Source organism: Halomonas urmiana (genome assembly GCF_005780185.1).
GTDB lineage: Bacteria > Pseudomonadota > Gammaproteobacteria > Pseudomonadales > Halomonadaceae > Halomonas > Halomonas urmiana.
Genome location: NZ_VBUI01000022.1, coordinates 41,560 through 62,621, shown reverse-complemented (window position 1 = coordinate 62,621; position 21,062 = coordinate 41,560). Strand labels below are relative to the sequence as shown.

General features: G+C 68.2%; 19 protein-coding genes. 8 read left to right on the top strand and 11 right to left on the bottom strand.

Translation table 11 applies throughout. The features are described 5' to 3' along the window. Nucleotides 1–3: 3 nt before the first annotated feature. From FEI13_RS14240 to FEI13_RS14205, 8 genes are all read right to left on the bottom strand, one after another. Nucleotides 4–1,401, bottom strand: coding sequence for an FAD-binding oxidoreductase (locus FEI13_RS14240; RefSeq protein WP_138182183.1), 1,398 nt, complete (start codon nucleotides 1,399–1,401; stop codon nucleotides 4–6). Nucleotides 1,402–1,503: 102 nt separating this feature from the next. Next, entirely contained in the window at nucleotides 1,504–4,632 is a 3,129-nt protein-coding gene (locus FEI13_RS14235) for an ATP-binding protein (protein WP_138182182.1), read from the bottom strand. Between the two features lie 242 nt (nucleotides 4,633–4,874). Next, on the bottom strand, nucleotides 4,875–5,219 hold the full coding sequence (locus FEI13_RS14230; RefSeq protein WP_240036534.1) for a Na+/H+ antiporter subunit G: 345 nt from the start codon (nucleotides 5,217–5,219) through the stop codon (nucleotides 4,875–4,877). Then, the gene (locus tag FEI13_RS14225) at nucleotides 5,216–5,485 is read right to left on the bottom strand and encodes a K+/H+ antiporter subunit F (protein ID WP_138182181.1); all 270 of its coding nucleotides are present in this window, start codon (nucleotides 5,483–5,485) and stop codon (nucleotides 5,216–5,218) included. Before FEI13_RS14225 ends, FEI13_RS14230 begins: the two co-directional genes overlap by 4 nt. Beyond that, nucleotides 5,482–5,988 carry a Na+/H+ antiporter subunit E gene (locus tag FEI13_RS14220; RefSeq protein WP_138182180.1) on the bottom strand — a complete coding sequence of 169 codons (507 nt, stop codon included), beginning with the start codon at nucleotides 5,986–5,988 and terminating at the stop codon, nucleotides 5,482–5,484. The genes FEI13_RS14225 and FEI13_RS14220 overlap by 4 nt, the downstream gene beginning before the upstream one ends. After that, nucleotides 5,985–7,508, bottom strand: a complete 1,524-nt coding sequence (locus FEI13_RS14215) for a monovalent cation/H+ antiporter subunit D (RefSeq protein ID WP_138182179.1) — start codon at nucleotides 7,506–7,508, stop codon at nucleotides 5,985–5,987. The genes FEI13_RS14220 and FEI13_RS14215 overlap by 4 nt, the downstream gene beginning before the upstream one ends. Further along, nucleotides 7,505–7,843, bottom strand: coding sequence for a Na+/H+ antiporter subunit C (locus FEI13_RS14210; protein ID WP_138182178.1), 339 nt, complete (start codon nucleotides 7,841–7,843; stop codon nucleotides 7,505–7,507). Before FEI13_RS14210 ends, FEI13_RS14215 begins: the two co-directional genes overlap by 4 nt. Next, nucleotides 7,843–10,635 carry a monovalent cation/H+ antiporter subunit A gene (locus tag FEI13_RS14205; RefSeq protein ID WP_138182177.1) on the bottom strand — a complete coding sequence of 931 codons (2,793 nt, stop codon included), beginning with the start codon at nucleotides 10,633–10,635 and terminating at the stop codon, nucleotides 7,843–7,845. Before FEI13_RS14205 ends, FEI13_RS14210 begins: the two co-directional genes overlap by 1 nt. Nucleotides 10,636–11,013: 378 nt before the next feature. Here FEI13_RS14205 and FEI13_RS14200 point away from each other — a divergent pair, with 378 nt between their 5' ends. Next, nucleotides 11,014–11,211 carry a hypothetical protein gene (locus tag FEI13_RS14200; protein WP_204758403.1) on the top strand — a complete coding sequence of 66 codons (198 nt, stop codon included), beginning with the start codon at nucleotides 11,014–11,016 and terminating at the stop codon, nucleotides 11,209–11,211. A 157-nt stretch (nucleotides 11,212–11,368) separates the two neighbouring features. On the opposite strand, the gene FEI13_RS14195 is transcribed toward FEI13_RS14200, so the two are convergent. Next, entirely contained in the window at nucleotides 11,369–13,354 is a 1,986-nt protein-coding gene (locus FEI13_RS14195) for a sigma-54-dependent Fis family transcriptional regulator (protein WP_138182176.1), read from the bottom strand. 355 nt (nucleotides 13,355–13,709) lie between these two features. Between FEI13_RS14195 and FEI13_RS14190 the strand changes: the two genes are divergently transcribed. From FEI13_RS14190 to FEI13_RS14160, 7 genes are read left to right on the top strand one after another with little or no spacing between them, the layout of a single operon-like run. Then, nucleotides 13,710–14,225, top strand: a complete 516-nt coding sequence (locus tag FEI13_RS14190) for a gluconate 2-dehydrogenase subunit 3 family protein (RefSeq protein ID WP_138182175.1) — start codon at nucleotides 13,710–13,712, stop codon at nucleotides 14,223–14,225. Between the two features lie 55 nt (nucleotides 14,226–14,280). Further along, nucleotides 14,281–15,861, top strand: a complete 1,581-nt coding sequence (locus FEI13_RS14185; protein ID WP_138182174.1) for a GMC family oxidoreductase — start codon at nucleotides 14,281–14,283, stop codon at nucleotides 15,859–15,861. Between the two features lie 14 nt (nucleotides 15,862–15,875). Further along, nucleotides 15,876–16,862 carry a thiamine pyrophosphate-dependent dehydrogenase E1 component subunit alpha gene (locus tag FEI13_RS14180; protein ID WP_138182173.1) on the top strand — a complete coding sequence of 329 codons (987 nt, stop codon included), beginning with the start codon at nucleotides 15,876–15,878 and terminating at the stop codon, nucleotides 16,860–16,862. Nucleotides 16,863–16,880: 18 nt separating this feature from the next. Next, nucleotides 16,881–17,912, top strand: coding sequence for an alpha-ketoacid dehydrogenase subunit beta (locus FEI13_RS14175; RefSeq protein ID WP_138182172.1), 1,032 nt, complete (start codon nucleotides 16,881–16,883; stop codon nucleotides 17,910–17,912). A 15-nt stretch (nucleotides 17,913–17,927) separates the two neighbouring features. After that, the gene (locus tag FEI13_RS14170; RefSeq protein WP_138182171.1) at nucleotides 17,928–18,164 is read left to right on the top strand and encodes a biotin/lipoyl-containing protein; all 237 of its coding nucleotides are present in this window, start codon (nucleotides 17,928–17,930) and stop codon (nucleotides 18,162–18,164) included. A gap of 10 nt (nucleotides 18,165–18,174) precedes the next feature. Continuing rightward, nucleotides 18,175–18,936, top strand: coding sequence for a 2-oxo acid dehydrogenase subunit E2 (locus FEI13_RS14165; protein ID WP_138182170.1), 762 nt, complete (start codon nucleotides 18,175–18,177; stop codon nucleotides 18,934–18,936). A 12-nt stretch (nucleotides 18,937–18,948) separates the two neighbouring features. After that, nucleotides 18,949–19,656, top strand: a complete 708-nt coding sequence (locus tag FEI13_RS14160; protein WP_138182169.1) for a lipoyl protein ligase domain-containing protein — start codon at nucleotides 18,949–18,951, stop codon at nucleotides 19,654–19,656. 167 nt (nucleotides 19,657–19,823) lie between these two features. Here the strand turns inward: FEI13_RS14160 and FEI13_RS14155 are convergent, their stop codons facing one another. Together FEI13_RS14155 and FEI13_RS14150 are read right to left on the bottom strand one after the other, a co-directional pair. Then, nucleotides 19,824–20,414, bottom strand: coding sequence for a VOC family protein (locus FEI13_RS14155; protein ID WP_138182168.1), 591 nt, complete (start codon nucleotides 20,412–20,414; stop codon nucleotides 19,824–19,826). Between the two features lie 221 nt (nucleotides 20,415–20,635). Further along, complete coding sequence (locus FEI13_RS14150; protein WP_138182167.1) at nucleotides 20,636–20,989, bottom strand: D-alanine--D-alanine ligase family protein; 354 nt, start codon at nucleotides 20,987–20,989, stop codon at nucleotides 20,636–20,638. Nucleotides 20,990–21,062 lie beyond the last annotated feature (73 nt).

Sequence of the window (21,062 nt, the reverse complement as noted above, 5' to 3'; positions counted from 1 at the left end):
TGATCACGCCAGGTCGGCCGGCGGGATGTTGTGGTTGTGGCGGAACAGGTTGTCCGGGTCGTAGTGCGCCTTGATGCGGGCCAGCCGGTCGTAGTTTTCGCCATAGGTCGCCTGAACCCGGTCATGACCTTCGTCCATCATGAAGTTCACATAGGCGCCACCCGCCGAACTGGGATGCAGGGCCTCCCAGTAGCGCACTACCCAGTCGCGGACACGGTCGGCATTGGCCGGGTCGGGATCGATGCCCAGGATGACCGCGTTCCAGGTGGCATTCCGGTAGCGGAAGGCGGTGTCGTCCTGGCCCACCCGCTGGGCGGCCCCGTCGATGGGGTAAAGGTGCATGGTAGAGAGCGGTGTGGGGACCTCGGCGAAGCGCTCGTGGACGGCGATGGCTTCATCGGGGATCTCGGCGAAGAAGTCGCCCCGCCAGTAGGAGTGCAGCCCAGGGGGATAGAGCGAGTCGAAGACCGACTGCAGGGCCGGGAAGGGGACTTCGTGGATGCCGTCGAGCAGCGGCGAGCCGAACTGTCGGGCCGAGGCGAGGACGGCATCGGCGGCGTCACGGTCGCCGCTGTAGACCCAGATGATGCCGCAGACGTGCCGGCCGTGCAGGGCCTCCGGGAAGGGCGGGGCCGGCGGTACGGTGCCGACCATGAAGAAGCCGTACAGCTCCTCGGGCGCCGAGGGCAGGAAGTGACGGTACCAGCGCAGCACCGCTCCGGTGTCGGCCACATCATAGAGGACCGGGCCGGCCATGACGTTGCGTACCGGATGGCAGCGGAACTGGAAGGCGGTGACCACCCCGAAGTTGCCGCCTCCGCCGCGCAGCGCCCAGAACAGATCGGGATGCGACTCGGCGCTGGCGGTGACGAAGCTGCCGTCGGCCAGCACCACGTCGGCAGCCAGCAGGTTGTCGATCGACAGACCGTGGTGCCGGGAGAGGTAGCCGCTGCCGCCCCCCAGGGTGAGACCGCCGATGCCGCTCGTGGAGATGATGCCAAAGGGAGTCGCGAGACCGAAGGCGTGGGTGGCGTGATCGACATCGCCCAGGGTGCAGCCACCTTCGGCGGTGACCGTGCGGGCTAGCGGATCGACGCGTACGCCGTGCATGGCCGACAGGTCGATCACCAGGCCGTCATCGCACAGGGCCAGGCCGCTGGCGCTGTGGCCCCCGCCACGCACGGCCAGTGGGACGCGGTGCTCGTTCGCCGTGCGTACTGCCGTCATCACGTCGCCGACGTCGGCACAGCGTGCGATGGCGCCGGGATGACGGTCGATCATGCCGTTCCATACGCTTCTGGCTATCTCGTAGCCGTCCTGGCCGGGGCGGATCAGCTTGCCACGCAGGCCGCCCTGCAGCGTCTCGAGTGCGGCTTCTGGAAGGTTGTCGTTGCGGGCCATGGATGCCTCCTGAGGGTTTGTCTGGAGACTCGAGCATGGACCCGGTGGCGTTCGCGTAGCGTTCGTGAGGCGTTCGCGGGAGGCAGGTGGCGTGTTTTAGTTTTAGGTGCAGGTGCGCTCGAGCATTGCGTCGAGGGCGGCCAATTCGGCGGGGTTGCAGCCAGAGGCTTGCCAGCGCAGGGGGCCGAGCAGGTCGCGTGCCGCCTCGTGGCGACCCGCGGTGAGGTGGCGATCTGCCAGGTCGAGGGCGGCGCGCAGTTGCAACGCCAGAGCGCCCTGCTCGGTGGCGATCGCCAGGGCTCGCTGGAGGCGCTCTTCGGCCTCGCCCGCCGGGCAGACGGCGGCGTCGAGGCGCCAGAGTTCCGGAAGCCACCAGGTGTCGCCGTGGGCCTCGGCCCAGTCACGTGCTTCGCCGAGAATCCGGCCCGCCTCGGCGGGGCGGTCGGTCTCGACCAGCACCTCGGCGAGCAGGGCGAGCCAGAACGGCATGCGCGCCCCGGCGTGTTGCTGGCGCAGCCGCTCGATACCCTGGCGGATGAGCGCCTCGCCGGCCGCGCCGCTGGTCAGGCGGCCGGCCAGGATCCGCCCCCACTCGCCGTAGTAGGCGAAGCCGTAGCGCGTGCAATGGCGCCGCAGGGTGGCGGCGTGCTCGTCGGTGCGTTCGCGGTCGCCGAGCAGGTGGTAGGTGATCGCCGCGTAGCCGTGGGCGATCGCTACCTCGAAGGGTTGGCCGGAGGCGTTGGCCAGCCGCAGGGAGGAGGCCGCGGTTGCCGTTGCATCGCCGGCTTGCCCTACCAGCCAGTGCAGGTGTGCCTCGGCGCCGCGTACCAGCACCGTGGCGTGGAAGCCAAACAGGTGCCGGTCATCGTCTTCCGTCTCCGGCGTGTCGCCCTGAAGGCAATCCAAGGCCTCCCGGTGTCGGCCGAGGCCGAACAGCGGTAGCGATAGCGCCTGGCGGCGCCAGCCGGTTCGGGTCTGGGGAGCCGCCAGGTACTGCGCCAGGTCCGCGGACTCCTGCATGCGCCCCTGAACGAAGCGGTGCCAGCACAGGGCGGCCCGGCCGCGGTCGGTTTCCCTGGTTTCACCGAGGCCCTCGCTCAACGTGACGCTGCGCTCGATGGTGTCGCCGACCCGCGGGGCTGCATAGCCGTGCAGGGCGGCGAGCGGTGACACCAGCGCTTCGCTCAGGGCCAGCTCGCGCCGGTCGCGCGTCGCACCGGGTGGTCGCTCGGCCAGCAGCGCGAGCGCCCGGTCGTAATGACGGATGGCGTCAGCGAGGGCGAACACCGCGGTGGCGGTCTCGGCGGCGAGGGCGTGATAGTGGATTGCCCGCTCGGGCTGGCCCCCCGCCTCGAATTGTTCGGCGACCTGGGCCGCCAGCATGGCGCCTTCGTCGTTGACGGTGCTTTCCATGGCGATCGCCAGGCGACGGTGCAGCAGTCGGCGGTGCGGCGGAGTGAGCCGGCGATAGGCGGCCTCGCGGAGCAGGTCGTGGGCGAAGTCATAGGTAAACGGGGAGTATTCGCACAGCAGCCGTCGCTGCCATAGCTCGTCGAAGGCGCCTTGTAGGCTGGCCTCGTCGAGCTCGCTGGCGGTGGCCAGCAGGTCGAAGGAGAAGCTCCGTCCCAGGGTGGCCGCCAGCCCGATCAGCTCTTCCGCCGCGGGACCGAGTCGCGCGAGCCGCTGGTCCAGGATCGCCTCGCAGCGTGACGACCGTGTCCCGCCCTCGCGCAGCGACTCGACCACGAACAAGGGGAAGCCGCCGGTGTGCGCCTGCAATCGATGCGCCTCCGCGGCGTCGAGCGGAGCGTCGTGCAGGGCGGCGGCGAGTTCGGCGGTCTGGCGTGCCTCAAGGGGTGCGAGCTCAAGACGCTTGAGCAGCCCCTGGGCCTGGAGGCGTCGGCAGCAGGCCACCAGCTCGAGGTTGTCGTCGAACTCCTCGCTGCGCAGGGTGGTGACCAGCAGCAAGGGCGCGGCCGGTTCCAGGTGGAGCAGCACCTCGAGCCAGGCCAGGGTCTCACCGTCGCACCATTGCAGATCGTCGAGCACCAGCAGCGTGGGACGCCCATCGGCGAGGATCGTACGCGCCAGCCCTTCGAAGAACTGGCGGCGCTGCCAGGCATCGGCGAGGGGCGCCGAGGCAGGGCTGGTGCCCAGCTCGGGGACCAGCCGTCCGACCTCCTGGCGCCAGGTCGGTGCCAGCTGGTCGATGCCCGGTCGCAGCGCCGCGCTGCGCAGCCATTCGGCCACCGGGGCGAGCGCCAGACGGGCTGGGGAGGAGAAGCAGCGCGCCTGGGCCACCAGTGCGCCGCGCTGCTGGATGGGGTGAGCGAGCTCCGCGGCCAGGCGCGACTTGCCCACACCGGCCTCGCCGGCGATCACGATCAGGCGAGGCCCTTGGGCGACCCGGGCCCAGGCCGACTCGAGCACCTCCAGCTCGGTGTCGCGGCCGATCAGCGGTGGCGCCTGGCGCAGGGCCGGCGCCACGGCAAGCTGCGGCTCAACGGGGTGGGAGAGTTCATCGTAGAGGGCCAGGGTCTCGGCGCAGGGCTCAACACCCAGGGTGCGTGCCAGGAGAGTGGCACAGCGCTGAGCGGTGCGCAGCGCCATGGCGCGGTCGCCGGCGAGTGCCTGCAGCCGCATCAGGGCCCGATAGCCGGACTCTTCGAGGGGTTCGAGTTCGACTCGGCGTCGGGCAGTCTCCAGCGCTGCTGGCAGCCGACCCTGTCCGGCCAGGGTGGCGGCCAGGCGGTCGAGCAGGGTGATGCAGCGTTGGCGCAGGCGTTCGCGTTCCTCGAGTACCCAGTCGTCGTGGAGGCTGGGCAACAGGTCGCCACCATAGGCCTCCAGTGCCTGACGGGCAGAGTTCAGGAAGGCATCGTCGTCCGTCGCGGCTTCGGCCTCGGCGGCGGTCCGGCGAAAGGCCAGCAGGTCGAGGTGGCAGGGGGCATTCTCGCGCCAGCAGAGGCTGTGGGCCTCCACGGCGAGGCAGCGGTCGGCATCCGGCAGGGCGGCGCGCAGCTGGTGCAGTTCACGGCGCAGGTTGGTGCGTGCCTGGGCCTCGCTGGAGTCGGGCCAGAAGACGGCGGCCAGATGCTGGCGGCCCTGTGGCGCCCCGACATGGATCACCAGGTAGGCCAGCAGGGCCTGTACCCGTGGCGAGCGCAGTGCCTCGATCGGGGTTCCGGCGTCCACGACTCTCTGCTCGCCCAGCAGGCGGATCTCCAACATGGTCTGCCTCGTGGCTCGACAATCGGCGATCCCTGCGGGGGATAAGAGAAGGCCGACGCCCTGGCGCGACTCCCGAGGGCCCGATGGCCCTTCGTTGCGTCAGTATAGTGGCGGAGAACCAAGGGATGATACGCGGCGCGTCATATGGCGGAGGCTGGTGGGAGGCTTCATCTTAGTGATGGCGACGGTGGTTAGCCACCAGGCCAGGACAGCGCCTCATTTTCCCGAGACACACCTGTTGTCTATCGATCTGGCATGTTGCGGGTTCCCGGCACGCCCTTCAGACGCCGGCGCAGGGCGGCCTTGCCCAGCATGTGGGCGCTGACCGGGGCGGTGGCGAACAGGAAGATCGTCACCAGTGCCTCCTGGACCGAGACGCCGTCCTGCTGGTGGCTGAAGAAGAGCAGCGAGCCGATCAGGGTGCAGCCGACGCCCAGGGTGCTGGCCTTGGTGGGGCCGTGCAGGCGCGTGTAGAAGTCGGGCAGCTTGGCCAGGCCCCAGGAGCCGATCAGGGCCACCAGGGCACCGATCAGCAGGAAGGCGGCGACGACGAGCTGCAGAGTGGCCGGCATGTCGAGGTGGGTCATTCGATGACGTCCCCCCGCAGCAGGTACTTGCTCATGGCCACGGTGCTCACGAAGCCCATCAGGGCGATCAAGAGGGCCAGCTCGAAGAGCACGCCGAGCCCCATGCGCAGGTCGGCCAGCACGATCAGCGCGATGCTGTTGATCATCAGGGTATCCAGCGCCAGGATCCGGTCGACGATGTCCGGGCCGATGGCCAGGCGGTAGAAGTTCAACAGCACGGCGACGGCGAAGAGCGTCATGGCGATGGGGATGACGACGGCAATCATCGGAAGATCTCCTCCAGGGGCTGCTCGTAGCGCGTGCGAATGGTGGCGATGGCCTCGGCCTCGTCCTCCAGGTGCAGGGCGTGGATCAGCAGGGTGTTGGCCTCGTTGTCGTAGTGGAGCGAGACGGTACCCGGCGTCAACGAGATGGTGCTGGCCAGCAGGGTGATGGCGAAGTCGTCCTCCAGGGCGAGCGGATAGGTGAAGAAGCCCGGCCGCAGCTGGCGGGCGGGGCGCAGGATGCGCAGGGCCACCACCAGGTTGGAGCGCAGGATGTCCACCAGCAGCACGCCCAGGTAGCGCAGCAGCGGCAGCGGTCGCCGGATCTTCGCCTCCTCCGGCCAGAAGGCGTGGGTCACGAGGGGGATCGCCACGCCCAGCGCCAGCCCCAGCAGGGCGTGGGCCACGCTCAGGTCGTTGACCATCAGCAGCCACAGCAGGGTCAGGAACAGCGAGAACAGCGGGTGCGGCAGCCAGAACTGCCGGGAGCGCAGCGGCGGCGTCATGGCGAGACCTCCTCGGCGAGGGCCAGCGTCTCCGGCAGCATGGCGGCGATATAGGCCTGGGGCGTCATCAGCTGCTCGGCGGTGAGGGTGAGATAGGCCATGATCGGCTCGCCCAGCGCCGGCAGCACGCCGTTGAGGGCCACCATGGCACAGACGATGGCCAGGCAGCCGCGATCCAGCGGGCGCGACTCGGCGGCAGGGCCGGGGCGCCAGAACCAGCTGCTGCCGGTGCGGCTGACGGCGATCAGGGTCAGCAGCGCCGCGGCGAGCAGCACGCCCCACAGCCAGAGCCCCCGGGGCTCCCCGGCACTCGCCTGGAGGATCCACGCCTTGCTGACGAAGCCGCCGAACGGTGGCAGGCCGACCGCGGCGATGGCGGCGAGGAAGAACAGGCTGCCGAGCACCCCGCGATGCCCCACGGGCGCCACCACCGAGAAGCGGTCGTAGCCCTCGTCGCGCTGCTGGCCCATCAGGTCGGCGAGCAGGAAGAAGGCGGCCGCCATGCCGGTGCTGTGGATCAGGTAGAAGAGCGCGGCGCCGAGGGTAGCCGGGGTGACGAGGCTGATGGTGGCGAGCAGGGTGCCCACCGAGAGGATCACCAGGTAGGCGGTCAGGGTACGCAGGCTGTCCGAGCCCAGCACTCCGACGCCGCCCAGCGCCAGGGTCGCAAGCGCCAGCGGCCACAGCCACTGCCAGGCGGCGGCGTTGACCGGCGCCTCGCCCAGCCCGAAGACCAGCAGGAAGACCCGCAGGATGGCGTAGATGCCGACCTTGGTCATGATGGCAAAGAGCGCGGCCACCGGGGCGCTGGCGGCCGAATAGGCGCGGGGCAGCCAGAACAGCAGCGGCAGGATGGCGGCCTTGATGCCGAACACCACCAGCAGCACCATGCTGGCCGCCGCCAGCAGCGGCGTGTCGCCCGCTGGAGCGGCGGCCACTTCGAGCGCCAGGTCGGCCATGTTGAGGGTGCCGGTGAGCCCGTAGAGGGTGCCCAGGGCGATCAGGAATAGCGCCGAGCCCACCAGGTTGATGATCACGTAGTGCAGGCCGGCGCGGCTGCGCGCCCGCCCGCCGCCATGCAGCAGCAGCGCATAGGAGGCGATCAGCAGGATCTCGAAGAACACGAAGAGGTTGAACAGGTCGCCGGTGAGGAAGGCGCCGTTGAGGCCGGCCAGCTGGAACTGGAAGAGGGCGTGGAAGTGCGCTCCGCGGCGGTCGATGCCGCGGCTGGCATAGAGCAGGCAGCAGAAACCCAGCACGGCGGTCAGCGCCAGCATGAGGGCGCTGAGTCGGTCGAGGATCAGCACGATGCCGAAGGGCGCCGGCCAGTCGCCGGCATGGTAGAGCCGATACTCCCCGCCGCCAGCCGCGCCAAGGGCCCAGGTGCCCAGCAGCACGAGGCCCAGGGTGCTGGCGATGCCGGCCAGGCGCTGCACGCCGAACGGCAGCCGGTAGAGCAGCAGCAGGCTCGCCCCGGTGATCAGGGGCAGCAGGATCGGCAGGATCAGCGCATGGTTCACAGGCGATCCTCGTCTGGGTTCTCGCCGTCGACGTGGTCGTTGCGCAGCTCCACCGCCGCCTTGAGGGCCAGCACCACCACGAAGGCGGTCATGGCGAAGCCGATGACGATGGCGGTCAGCACCAGGGCCTGGGGCAGCGGGTCGGCCGAGCGCTCGGCGAGGCCGACGATGGCCGGCGCGCCGGCGACCAGCCGCCCCGAGGCGAAGAGGTAGAGATTGACGGCGTGGGAGAGCAGGGTGAGGCCCAGGATCACCGTGAAGGTGCGCGCCCGCAGCAGCAGGTAGACCCCGCAGGTGGTCAGCACGCCCAGCGTCATCGCATAGAGCAGTTCCATCAGCCGATCTCCTTGCCGGGGCCGGCTACGGTCATCAGCTTGCCGAGGTTGGCCAGCACCAGCAGCGTCGCCCCGACCACGGTGGCATAGACGCCGAGGTCGAAGAGCATGGCGGTGGCCAGCTCGAACTCACCGATCAGCGGCAGGTTCAAGTGGCCGTGGGCCGAAGTGAGGAACGGGTAGCCGAACAGCCAGCTGCCGAGCCCGGTGACCACGGCGATCAACAGGCCGGCCCCGATCAGCGGCCGGAAGGCGGTCAGCATGCGTGTCTGGGCCCAGACCAGGCCGCCCGCCATGTACTGCAGCGTGAAGGCCACGGCGGTGATCAGCCCGGCGATGAAGCCGCCGCCGGGCAGGTTGTGGCCGCGCAGGAAGATATAGGCCGAGACCAGCAGGGCGATCGGCAGCACCAGCCGGGCCACGGTGCTGAGCATGATCGGGTGCGGCTCGGCCACCCAGTGCCCGGGATTGGTGTCGACCACCCGCTCCTTGAGATGCAGGTCGCGGGTGAAGGCGAAGACCGCCACGGCCGCGATGCCGAGCACGGTGATCTCGCCCAGGGTATCGAAGCCGCGGAAGTCCACCAGGATCACATTGACCACGTTGGTGCCGCCTCCGCCGGGCAGGCTGTTGGCGAGGAAGAAGTCGGAGATGGTGTGCTGCGGGCGGGTCAGGATGGCGAAGCTGAAGGCCGCGACGCCGACGCCCACCAGGACGGCGATGGCCAGGTCGCGTCCCATCCTCAAACGCGTGGACTCCCGGGGCGACAGCTGGGGCAGGAAGGAGAGCGCCAGCATCATGATCACCACCGCCATCACCTCCACCATCAGCTGGGTCAGGGCGAGGTCCGGCGCCGAGAACCGCGCGAAGGCGACGGTCACGAAGAGCCCGGTCACCCCGAGCAGCAACAGGGCCGGCAGCCGATGGTGGTGGAAGACCACCACGCCGATGGCCGCCAGGCAGAGCAGGCCGGCGGCCAGCACGGTCAGCGGGTCGAGGGCGGCCAGCGGCACGCCGCCGTTCCAGTGCGCCACGGCGAGCAGCTCCACGCCGACCAGCACCACCACGGTGACCATGATGAAGGTCAGGTAGCGCTGCAGCGAGCCGTTCTCGAGCTGGAAGACCCGGCGCTGGGAGAGCTCGATGGCGCGGCGCATGGCCCAGTCGAAGATCTCCTTGGCATCCACCTCGGGCAGGCGGGCGTGGAGGCGGAACAGCGGATTGCGGATCGCATAGAAGAGCGCGCCCCCCGCCAGCGCGACGAGGCTCATCAGCCCCGTTCGGGTGCCGCCCAGCGTCGCGAAGTCGTAGGCGGCAAGCTCTGCCTGGCGCGCGGCCTCGAACGCCGGGTGGACGAGCGTCGCGTAGACCCCCTGCGGCGCCAGGCCCATCAGGAGCGTGGCCAGGGCCAGCAGCGCGATCGGCGTGAGGGCCGCCTTGCGGGGCTCGTGGGGCGGCCAGACGGGCAGGTCGATGGGCCGCCCGTTGAAGTAGACGTTATGGAAGATGCGAATCGAGTAGGCCACCGAGAAGAGCCCTGCCAGGGTGACCCAGGCGGGGATCACCAGCGTCGCCCATTCCGGTGTGACCACCCGCAGGCTCTCGCCGAACAGCATCTTCTTGCTCAGGTAGCCGCTCATCAGCGGCAGGCCGGCCATGGCGGCGGCGGGGATCGCCGAGAGCGCCATCAGCGTCGGCATGAAGCGCCACATGCCGTTGATGCGGCGCATGTCGCGGGTGCCGGTGGCGCGATCCACGTAACCCGCCATCATGAACAACGGCGCCTTGAACAGCGCATGGCACACCAGGTGGAAGAGTGCCGCCGCCAGCGCCATGGGCGTGCCCAGCCCCAGCAGCAGCATGATCAGCCCCAGGTGGGAGACCGTGGAGTAGGCCAGCAGCCCCTTCATGTCGTGCATGAACATGGCCACGAAGGCCCCCACCATCAGCGTCAGCATCCCGGTCAGGGTGACCAGGTGGAACCAGAGTTCCGTATCCGCCAGGGCCGGATGCAGCCTGGCGAGCAGGAAGAGCCCTGCCTTGACCATGGTCGCGCTGTGCAGGTAGGCGGAGACCGGTGTCGGCGCCGTCATGGCGTGGGGCAGCCAGAGGTGGAAGGGGAACTGGGCCGACTTGGTGAAGGCGCCGAGCAGGATCAGGTTGAGCATCAGGCCATAGTGCTCGTGGGCGCGGATCCGCTCGCCGGCCTCGAGCACCACCGAGAGCTCGTAGCTGCCGGCGGCCTGGCCGAGCAGCACGATGCCGCCGAACAGGGCCAGCCCGCCGCCGCCGGTGATCACCAGCGACATCCGCGCGCCCAGCCGGGCCGCCTGGCGGTCGCTGTGAAAGCCGATCAGCAGGAACGACACCAGGCTGGTCAGCTCCCAGAACACCAGCATGAACAGCAGATTCTCGGAAAGCACGATGCCCAGCATGACCGCCATGAACAGCAGCACCAGGGTGAAGAAACGTGCGGCCGAGGCGCTGCCCTCGAAGTAGTAGCGCGCGAAGAGCAGGATCAAGCCACCGATACCGGTGATCAGCAGGGCGAACAGCAGGCCCAGGGCGTCGAGTCGCAGCGCCAGGTTGAGTCCCAGCGAGGGCAGCCAGCCAAGCTCGGCAATGATCGTCTCGCCGCTCGAGATCCGCGGCAGAACGCTCAACAGCAGGAGAAGGCTCGAGACAGTGGGCAGGGCCGCCAGGCAGGCGAGCCGTCGGCAGGTGCCGCGTCGATACAGCGCCGGTAGCAGCGCACCGAGCAGCGGTAACAGGACGATGAGGGCCAGTGTCATACGGGCGTTTCCGGCTATCGACAGGAAACGTGTTGGGGGGCGGGGTGCCCCGTCCCCCCACGGTCTGAAGCGAGCTTGGGGATGAGGGCGGCTCGATGCTCGGTGATCGTCCCTGTCATGGGTCAGGCTCCCTGAAGCACGCGGGGACCGGCTCTGTTACGTCCGGTCCATACACTACCCGTCCTTTCACTATAGTGGGCGTGCCTGCTCCTGCTTGTGCCGGGCGTCAACGCTCATCGGCACCCGCGCCTTCGCGGCGGGCCAAGGCACTGACTGTCACTTTGTGGCGACATCGGCGTTGCGGATACGCCACATGGGGGAGAGGGCCGTGGTTCGTTAGAATGGTGATCCGTCATGATTCATCCACCGAGAGTCCCTATGATGCGTCGAGTCCTCCTGCTGTCCCTCCTGCTGATCGCCACGACCGTGCTGGCGGGCTGCAGCTACACGCCGGCGCGGATCTCCTCCGAGCCGCTGATCGAGTTTGGCGACCGTCACGACGGTCACGACCACGAACGTCATGGCCACGGTGGCGGCTTCTGCCCGCCCGGCCAGGCCAAGAAAGGGCGCTGCTGAGCAGACGCTTCCCCATCCCTACCCAGTGTCTCCCCCGCATGCCATCGCTGCCGCAGGGCCAGTTGGTTGGAATCTCGTCAGCCGGCCCGGCACCAAGGCGTCTTCCACGGCGGTGAGGCACAGCACTGGCCGAAACCTGGAGGGGCGGGCCCCGGTATCACAGGGCGTCCTGCTGGTGGGGAGGCGTGATCCCGAGGCGTTTCATGCGTCGGTAGATGGTCGGTCGTGACAGCCCTAGTTCCCGGGCCACGGCGCTGATGTTCCAGCGGTGGCGGCGCAGGGCCTCGTGGAGCGGGTCCTGGGGGCGTGCCACCGCTGAGTGGCCGGCGATGGGCCCGTCGGGTGTCTCGGCGGGGCGTGCCGCCGGATGCGCTAGGTGGCTGCTGATGCATTCCTCCGGCAGATCGCCGACCACCACTTCGTCGCCCTCGCAGGTGGCCAGGGCATAACGCAGGGCATTGTGCAGCTCGCGGATGTTGCCCGGCCAGGGGTAGGCCAGCAGGGCGCTCATGGCATCGCCGCGCAATCGGGACTGCGACTCGCCGCGCTCGGCCTGCAGGTCCTCGAAGAGCCGCCGGATCAGGTAGCCCTGGTCGGCCCGCTCGCGCAGCGGCGGCAGTCGCAAGCTGGCGCCGTTCAGGCGATAGAAGAGGTCCTCGCGGAAGCGGCCGGCGTCGATCAGGGTGCGCAGATCGCGGTGGGTGGCCGCCACCACGCGCAGGTCGACCTTCACCGGCCGGCTGGCGCCGATCGGCAGCACCTCCTGCTCGGCCAGCACCCGCAGCAGCCGGGTCTGCAGCTGCAGCGGCATGTCGCCGATCTCGTCGAGGAAGAGGGTGCCGCCGTCGGCCTGGGCGATCAGCCCCTTCATGCCCTTGCTGTTGGCGCCGGTGAAACTGCCGGGCTCGTAGCCGAACAGCTCGCTCTCGATCAACGATTCGGGCATGGCGGCGCAGTTGATCGCCACGAAGGGCTGGTCGCGGCGCCGGCTGGAGTCGTGCAGGGCCCGGGCCATGCGCTCCTTGCCGGTACCGGTCTCGCCGACCACCAGCAGGTTGATTGGCTCGTTGCGCAGCCGGGCGGCGCGGGTCAGGGTGTCGCGCATCGCCGGGTCGTCGTCGGCCAGGGCCTCCAGAGGGGCCAGGCTGCTGTCGCCTGGGCGTGGTTGGCCGCTGGGGGCGCGGCGGCGCTTCGGCTCGAGCAGGGTGGCGAAGTGCAGCTCGCGGTGGCGGTGGGTGCGGAAGGCGCGCACTCCGTCGTCACTGTAGCGCTGGATGTCGAGGACCTCATTGATCTCGGCGTCGAGCAGGTCCTGGATGTTCCAGGCCCGGAACGGTCTTGCCTCGCCTGGGCCGGCCAGGGGCAGGTCGTGGTGGCGCAGCAGCTTGCGCCCGGCGGTGTTGGCGGCCAGCAGGGTGCCGTCTTCCTCGATGGCGATCAGGTAGCGTCGGTTGATCTGCACGAACTCCCGGGAGCGGTCCAGGCAGACGATGTGGTAGCCGCTGTAGCGCTGCAGGAAGTAGGCGTCCTCGATCATCCGCGCATAGTGCTTGACCACCTGTAGGGCGAAGGTCTGGGAGGCCTTGGACTCCGGCGAGCGATAGGCGGAGATGTCCAGCACCGCCAGCAGCTGGCCGTCGGGGTCGAAGACCGGTGCCGCCGTGCAGGTCAGGCGGATATGGTGGGCACTGAAGTGGTCGCTGTGGTGGCAGGTCAGCGGCACCCGCTCCTGGATGCAGGTGCCCACCGCGCAGGTGCCGGCATGCTCCTCGCTCCAGTCTGCCCCCAGATAGAGGCCGGTGCGCTGGTGCTCGTACTGGGCGCTGCTCGCGCCGAGGAACTGCACGGCGATGCCCCTGGCGTCGGTGAGCAGCACCACATAATCCAGCGGCGTCACCTGGCGATAGAGTTGCTCCACCCCGGCCCGGGCCACCTGGATCAGGGCGTCGGCCTGGTCCTGGTGCTCGCGCAGGGTGCGGTCGGGGACATAGCGGGGTGGACTGGGCGCCGTGGGGTCGAGGCCATAGCGGTCGATGCAGCGACGCCATGAACGCTCGATTACCGCATCCTCGCCCCCGTCGGGATGGTCGAGGGAGTGCAGAATCGTCTCGACATGTTCTCGCTGTGCTTGGGCGGTGCTCATGGTGATGGCCTTGCGTCGGCGAACCGGTGCGTCATCGGATTGTTGTTGTCCTGTCATTCAAGGTACGCCCCGCAGAGACCAACGGTGATTCGACCTTGGTCGCCCCCGTTACACCTGTAACAACGCTGTGTAAAGCGGAGTGTCACGGCGAGTGTAATAGTCGTCGTTCACCCCGCAGCGAATGACGCTCCTGCCGCCTCCCCAAATCCCGGATTTTTCCTTGCATGACAGTCCTCTGCATCCTTGATGCCGATTCCTGGCACGAATGCTGCGAGGGGAGTGGTGTGCGGCCGAGTGGTCGCCCTGGCTGATCACAACGCGAGACCAGGTCTCGCATAACAACAGGAGCCACGCCATGACCCCTTCTCCCAAGGCGATGCCGCTGAGCCGGCGTCGCTTCCTCAGCCTCACCGGCCAAGGCGCGTTGGTTGCCGGAGCAGCGCTCGGCGCCGGCGGCCTCTGGCCACGCTGGGCCCTGGCCGAGCCCGATTTGGCCGCCGGCCTGCTGCGCATGGGCCGTGACATCTATCCCCACGATGCCATCCCCGACCGCTACTACCTCACCCCTCTCGAGCCGCTGCTGGAGAATAACCGGGCGCTGATCGCCGACGGCCTGGCCGACCTCGATCGCCGGGCCCGAGACGCCCACGGGAAGCACTACAGCGACATCGGCGAGGAAGCCGACCGGGCGGCGCTGCTGCGCGAGATCGAGGACGGTGACTTCTTCCAGACGGTGCGGGGCACCCTGGTGGTGGGGCTCTATGACAACCCCGCGCTCTGGGGGCCGTATTTCGGCTACGAGGGCTCGTCGTGGGAGCAGGGGGGATACCTCCACCGTGGCTTCGATGACCTGGAGATCGACTGGCTGTAACGCCCGATATCCGGTGTGACGCGATAACAACAACCGAAGCGAGAGGAGGCACGCCATGGCAACACGTTTCGACTATGACGACGACAGCGTGGTGGTGATCATCGGCTCAGGGGCCGGTGGCGGCACCCTGGCCCAGGCCCTGGCCAAGAAGGGCATCGACAGCGTGGTGCTGGAGGCCGGCAAGCGCTACCAAATGAACGACATCGAGAACGACGAATGGGAGATGTTCAAGAAGATCTCCTGGCTCGATGAGCGCATCACCGCCGGCCCCCGCCAACTCACCGAGACCTTCCCCGGCCTGCCGGCCTGGATCGTCAAGGGCGTGGGCGGCAGCACCATCCACTGGGCCGGCGTCTCGCTGCGCTTCCAGCCCCATGAATTCAAACTGCACAGTGAGATCGGCGATCTCGAGGGAGCCAACCTGCTGGACTGGCCGATCTCCTACGAGGACCTCGAGCCCTACTATGTAAAGGCCGAACGCCATATGGGGGTAACCGGCGAGTCCACCGGCATGCCCTATCACCAGTGGAACAATAACTTCAAGGTGCTGGCCGCCGGCGCCGAGCGCATCGGCTACAAGCAGCTGCGCTCCGGTCCCATGGCCATCAACACCGAGGAGTACGACGAGCGGGGCCGCTGCATGCAGGCCGGCTTCTGCATGCAGGGCTGCCGCTTCGGTGCCAAGTGGTCGACCATGTACGCCGACATTCCCCGCGCCGAGGCCAGCGGCCACTGCGAGGTACGGCCGCGGTCCATGGCGCTGAAGATCGAACACGACGACCAGGGCCGGGCCACCGCGGTGGTCTATGTCGATGGCGACGGCAATCAGCATCGCCAGCGGGCCAGGGCGGTGTGCCTCGCCGGCAATTCCATCGAGTCGCCGCGCCTGCTGCTCAACTCCCACTCCTCGATGTTTCCGGACGGCCTGGCCAACTCCTCCGGCCAGGTAGGGCGCAACTACATGACCCACGCCACCAGCTGCATCTTCGGCGTGATGCCCAAGCCCGTGCACATGCATCGTGGCACCACCTTCGCCGGCATCATCTCCGACGAGGCGCGCCTCGATCCGTCGCGGGGCTTCGTCGGCGGCTACACCCTGGAGGTGATGTCGCTGGGCGTGCCCTTCTTCGCCAAGTTCATGGATCCCACCAATGCCGGCTGGGGCCGCGATATCACCACCGCCCTGGACAAGTACGACCACCTCTCCGGGGTGTGGATCTGCGGCGAGGACCTGCCGATGGAGGACAACGGCATCACCCTGCACGACACCAAGAAGGACCAGTACGGCTTGCCGGTCCCCGTCGTCTACAAGGGCGATCACCCCAACGACGCGAAGGTGCGCCGCCATGGCGAGCAGCAGGCGCGGCGCTGCTACGAGGCCGCGGGTGCCGAGCGCATCTTCAAGGTGCCGGACTTCCCCACCAGCCATAACGTCGGCACCAATCGCATGAGTGCCCGTCCCGAGGACGGGGTGGTCAACCAGTGGGGCCAGACCCACGACATCGACAACCTGTTCGTCTCCGACGGCAGCCAGTTCACCTCGAGCGGGGCCGAGAACCCGACCCTGACCATCGTCGCCCTGGCACTGCGTCAGGCCGATCACATCGCCGAGCGCATGCAGCGCCAAGAACTCTGAGCGGAGGACTCCCCATGCAACCGACCAACGACCAGCGGCTGTGGATGTACCGTCAGATGGTGACCAGCCGTCATCTCGAGGAACGCATCGAGACGCTTTACATGGAAGGCAAGACGCCGGTCTTCAACATGGCCAAGGGGCCGATTCCCGGCGAGATGCACCTCTCCAACGGTCAGGAACCCTGTGCGGTGGGGGTCTGCGCCCACCTCGACGCCGAGGATGTCGTCGTCGCCACCCACCGGCCGCACCATATCGCCGTGGCCAAGGGCGTCGACCTCGATGCCATGGTCGCCGAGATCTTCGGCAAGGCCAGCGGCCTCTCCGGCGGGCGGGGTGGCCACATGCACATCTTCGATGCCGGGGTGAACTTCTCCTGCTCGGGGATCATCGGCGAGAGCCTGGGGCCGGCGGTGGGCGCCGCCCTGTCCCGGAAGCTGCAGGGCAAGCCCGGCGTGGCGGTGGCCTTCCTGGGCGAGGGGGCGGCCAACCAGGGCGCCTTCCACGAGGCCCTGAACCTGGCGGCGGTCTGGCAGCTGCCCGTGGTGTTCGTGATCGAGGACAACGCCTGGGGCATCTCGGTGGCCAAGCAGGCCTCCACCGCCGTGCCACGCAATGACCTGCGCGCCAGCGGCTACAACATGCCCGGGGTGCATGTCGCCGATAATGACGTCGAGGGCGTGTTCGCGGCCGCAGGCACTGCCATCGCCCGGGCCCGTGACGGCCAGGGGCCGACGCTGATCGAGATCGAGACCTCGCGGCTGGCCGGTCACTTCATGGGCGACAGTGAGGACTATCGGCCCGAAGGCGAGAAGGCCGGGCTCCAAAGCCATGATCCCCTCCCGCGCTATCGCCAGGCGCTGATCGAGGCCAGATTGCTCGACGAGGCCACCGACAGCCACCTGGTCGACGAGGCCCACGCACGCGTCGAGACGGCCATCCGCTTCGCGCGGGAGAGCGACTTCCTGCCCGCCGAGGCGGCCCTTGAAACCGTCTTCATCTGATTGCCCAGGAGAGAACCCATGACCACTTCAACCGCTGCTACCGGCTCCCGCAAGCTGACCATTGCGCGGGCCATGGCCGAGGCGACGGCCCAGGAAATGCGCCAGGATCCGACGGTCTTCGTGATGGGCGAGGACGTGGGACCGCTCGGCGGCGTCTTCGGCAATACCCGGGGCCTGCATGAGGAGTTCGGGTCCGAACGCGTGCGCGACACCCCGATCTCCGAGACTGCCTTCATCGGCGCCGCCGTGGGCGCGGCCTCCGACGGCATGCGTCCCATCGTCGAGCTGATGTTCGTCGACTTCTTCGGCGTGTGCATGGACGCTATCTACAACATGATGGCCAAGAACACCTACTTCTCCGGCGGCAAGGTCAAGGTGCCGATGGTGCTGATGACCTCTACCGGTGGCGGCTATTCCGACGGTGGCCAGCACTCCCAGTGCCTCTACGGCACCTTCGCCCACCTGCCGGGCATGAAGGTGGTGGTGCCGAGCAACGCCTATGACGCCAAGGGCCTGATGACCGCGGCGATCCGTGACGACAACCCGGTGGTCTTCATGTACCACAAGTCGTTGCAGGGCATGGGCTGGCTGGGCACCGAGAAGGGCGCCACCGTAGCGACGCCCGAGGAGCCCTACACCGTCGAGATCGGCAAGGCCTCCGTGGTCAAGGAAGGTCAGGACCTGACCCTGGTCAGCCTGGGTGCCGGGGTGCATCACTGCCTGCGCGCCGCCAAGGCGCTGGGCGAGGAGGGCGTCGATGCCGAGGTGGTCGACCTGAGGAGCCTGGTGCCGCTGGACCGCGAGACGGTGCGTGCTTCGGTGGCCAAGACCGGCCGGCTGATCGTGGTCGACGAGGACTACCACAGCTATGGCGTGAGCGGCGAGATCATCGCCAGCGTGGCCGAGCACGACCACTCTTGCCTCAAGGCCGCGCCCCGGCGCGTCGCCTACCCGGATATTCCGATCCCCTTCGCGCCGACGATGGAGCAGTGGGCGCTGCCCAATGCCGACAAGATCGTCGACGCCTATCACCAAATGATGAGCCAATAACAGGAGACACCGCTGATGAGCACCGCGATTACCGTACCCGAGGATCTCTGGGAAGGTGACAACGAGGGCGTGATCACCGCCTGGCTGGTCGATGATGGCAGCCAGGTCAGCCAGGGCGACCTGGTGGCCGAGGTGATGGTCGAGAAGGCCCAGTATGAGATCGAGGCGCCGGCCGCCGGCCGCCTCGCCATCGCCAAGCAGGAAGACGAGGTGGTCGCGAAGGGTACCACCATCGCCAGCCTGGACGACTGAGGAGGCCACCATGCCACTCGACACTCAACCAAGCGCCGCCGATGAGGCGGCCGGCCCGGGGGCGGGTCAGGAGCCGCGCGAGATTCCCCTGCGTGGGATGCGCGGCATGATCGCCACCAAGATGCGCGAGAGCCTGCAATCGACCGCTCAGCTCACCCACCATGCCGGCGCCGAGCTCGGCGCCGTTCAGACCCTGCGCGAGCACTGCCGGGGCGCCGGGCTCACGCCGCCCTCGGTGCAGGACCTGCTGCTGCGCCTGGTGGTCCAGACCCTGGCCGAGTTCCCGGCGCTGAACGCCACCCTGGAGGACAACTGCATCACCGAACACCCTGCGGTGCATCTGGGGCTCGCCGTGCCGCTGCCCGATGATCTGCTGCTGGCGCCGGCGCTGTTCGACGCCCAGGCAATCGAACTGGGGACACTGCCCGGCGCACGACGCGACATGGTGGAGCAGGCCAGTGCCGGCAAGCTCGGCGTGCGTGAGCTGACCGGGGCCACCTTCACCGTCTCCAACCTGGGGCGCTCCCGGGTGCACCATTTCACGCCGATCCTCAACCTGCCCCAGGTGGCGATCCTCGGCATCGGCGGCATCGAGGCGCGGATGGTGCCGGACGGCGACGGGGGCGGGCGAGCCGCGGAGGTAATCGGCCTGTCGCTGACCTTCGATCACCGGGCGGTCAATGGCGCGCCGGCGGCGGCCTTTCTCGATAGGCTGGTCGAGCGCATCGAGCGCCTCGCGCCCGATGCCTTCGACCACGAACTGCGCCACTGATCCGGGGGAACCATGACCGGTCCGCTCGACATCTCCAGCATGACCCTGCAACGCCCCACGGTGGAGGAGGGCCTCGTCGCCGAGGAGGCCCTCCTCGATATGGTCTGTCAGGGGGAGATATCGCTCGGCTGGCTGGCCTGGTCGCCCCGGGACCGGGGCCTGGTGATGCCGCGTCGCCACGAGCGCCTGGCGGGCTTCCCCGAGGCCCGGGCGCGGCTGGCCGAGCGGGGCTGGCCGGTTCGCTTCCGTGCTACCGGCGGGACGCCGGTGCCCCAGTCGCCCCAGGTGATCAATGTCGCCTTGGCCCAGCGCTGCCGGGTGGGCGGCTCGGCGGCCCACCTCGAGTGGGGCTATCACCGGCTGGGCGATCCCTGGTGCGATTGGCTCGGTCATCTGGGCGTGGCGGACAGCGATCTCGGCCCGGTCGCCGGTTCCTACTGCGATGGGCGCTTCAACGTGCGCATCGCCGGGCGCAAGTTGGTCGGTACCGCCCAGCGCTGGCGCCGGGTGCGGGGCTGTCGTGACATGGCTCTGCTGGTGCATGGCGCCATGCAGGTCGAGGGAAATCCCGCGGAGCTGGTGGCGGTCGTCAACGACTTCCAGGCCGGTATCGGTGACCCCATGCGCTTCCGGGCCGAGCGACACATCGCGTTGCGCGAGGCGATCCCCGGCTTCCAACCAGAGACCCTCGACACGCTGCTGGCGCGTTACCGGGGCTAGTCAAACAACCCATTGATACGTCGCTAGCGACGCGAGGCGCCTTGCCATGGGCAAGCGGGCCCTGGTAGGAAACAGGAGATGGCCAATCGGCCATCTCCTTTTTTCGCCTGTTTCGCCGGTGTCGGTTCGCGGCCATCTCGGAGAATGGGGCGAGTGACGATCGGAAGTTAGTGCCTGGGGTCCCAGAGACGACCGCGATTCTCTTCTTCGTACCCCATGCTGCCGAAAGGCACGCTGACCATCTCGAGTTGCATGCCCCAGGGCGCCATGAAGTAGACCCAGGTCAGGCCTTCCATCGGGCCTTCGGTGAAGGTATGGGGCTCACCCAGCACCTTCACATCGTTCTCCTTCAGATAGGCCACGGCCTGATCCATATCGTCGACATAGAAGGCGATATGGTGTCCGCCGATGTCGCTGTTGCGGGGCTGTTCGGTGCGCTGGTCCGGCGCGGTGTATTCGAAGATCTCGAGGTTGGTGCCGTCGCCGCAGCGCACCAGGTGGGCGGCGGGGATGGTGGCCTCCGGGTGGACGTTCAGGTTCACCGTCATCCAGTCGTCCTCGAAGGGGCCGAAGGGACCGATGGTGAAGTAGGCCTCGCAGCCGATCACCTCGACGAAGAAGTCGACGGCGGCCTGACGGTCGGGAACGGTAAAGCCAAAGTGTTGCGGCCCCTGCATGCCGGGAAGTTCGGCCTGGGCGGCCTGGGCGGCCAATAGCAGGGACAGGGTAAGCATCGTACGCTTCGGAGTGAAAGTCATGGCATGACTCCGTGTCTTATGAGTTGTTTTGTCTTGATGGTTACCGCGGTATGTCACGGGCAACATGGGTACTTTAAGCAAGGGCCATGCCAAGAGAGGAGTATGTCGCGATCGCTGTTTAATGTACTGAGTTCTAACGGGGTTTAAAGAAAAGGGAGGATTCGAGTTGACCATGGTGATACGCCGGCGCTACAACTGTCACGTGACACCTGTCACGACTGTCATTTCGCCACAAGCCGTGCCTCGCTTTGCCGGCCATACACGGTGCGCTGGACCTTGTCCTCGATCGTAAGCGGTAGCTGGTATATCGGCTCCTCGCCGGTCCCCGTGGCGCCCAGGACGGCCACGCTGAATTTGCGGCCGGGGAGGTATTCTTCCGCGACGATCCTGGCGGGGGTCGCCCGCTCCTCCAGCAGGTTGCGCAGGCAGCAGGCGTCGCTTCCCGCATCATGCACCAGCGATCTGGTGGTGATGCCTATGTTGCCGCTGCCGTCGTGGGGCTTCAGCAAGGCCGGGAAGGCCCGGGGCAGAGCGGGGAGGTCGGGGGCCAGCCGCAGCAGCTCCTGACGGGACACCGGAATCCCTGCCTGTGCCGCCGCCCCATGCACCGCTGCCTTATCATGGCACCGGGCCAAGGCGTTGATGTTG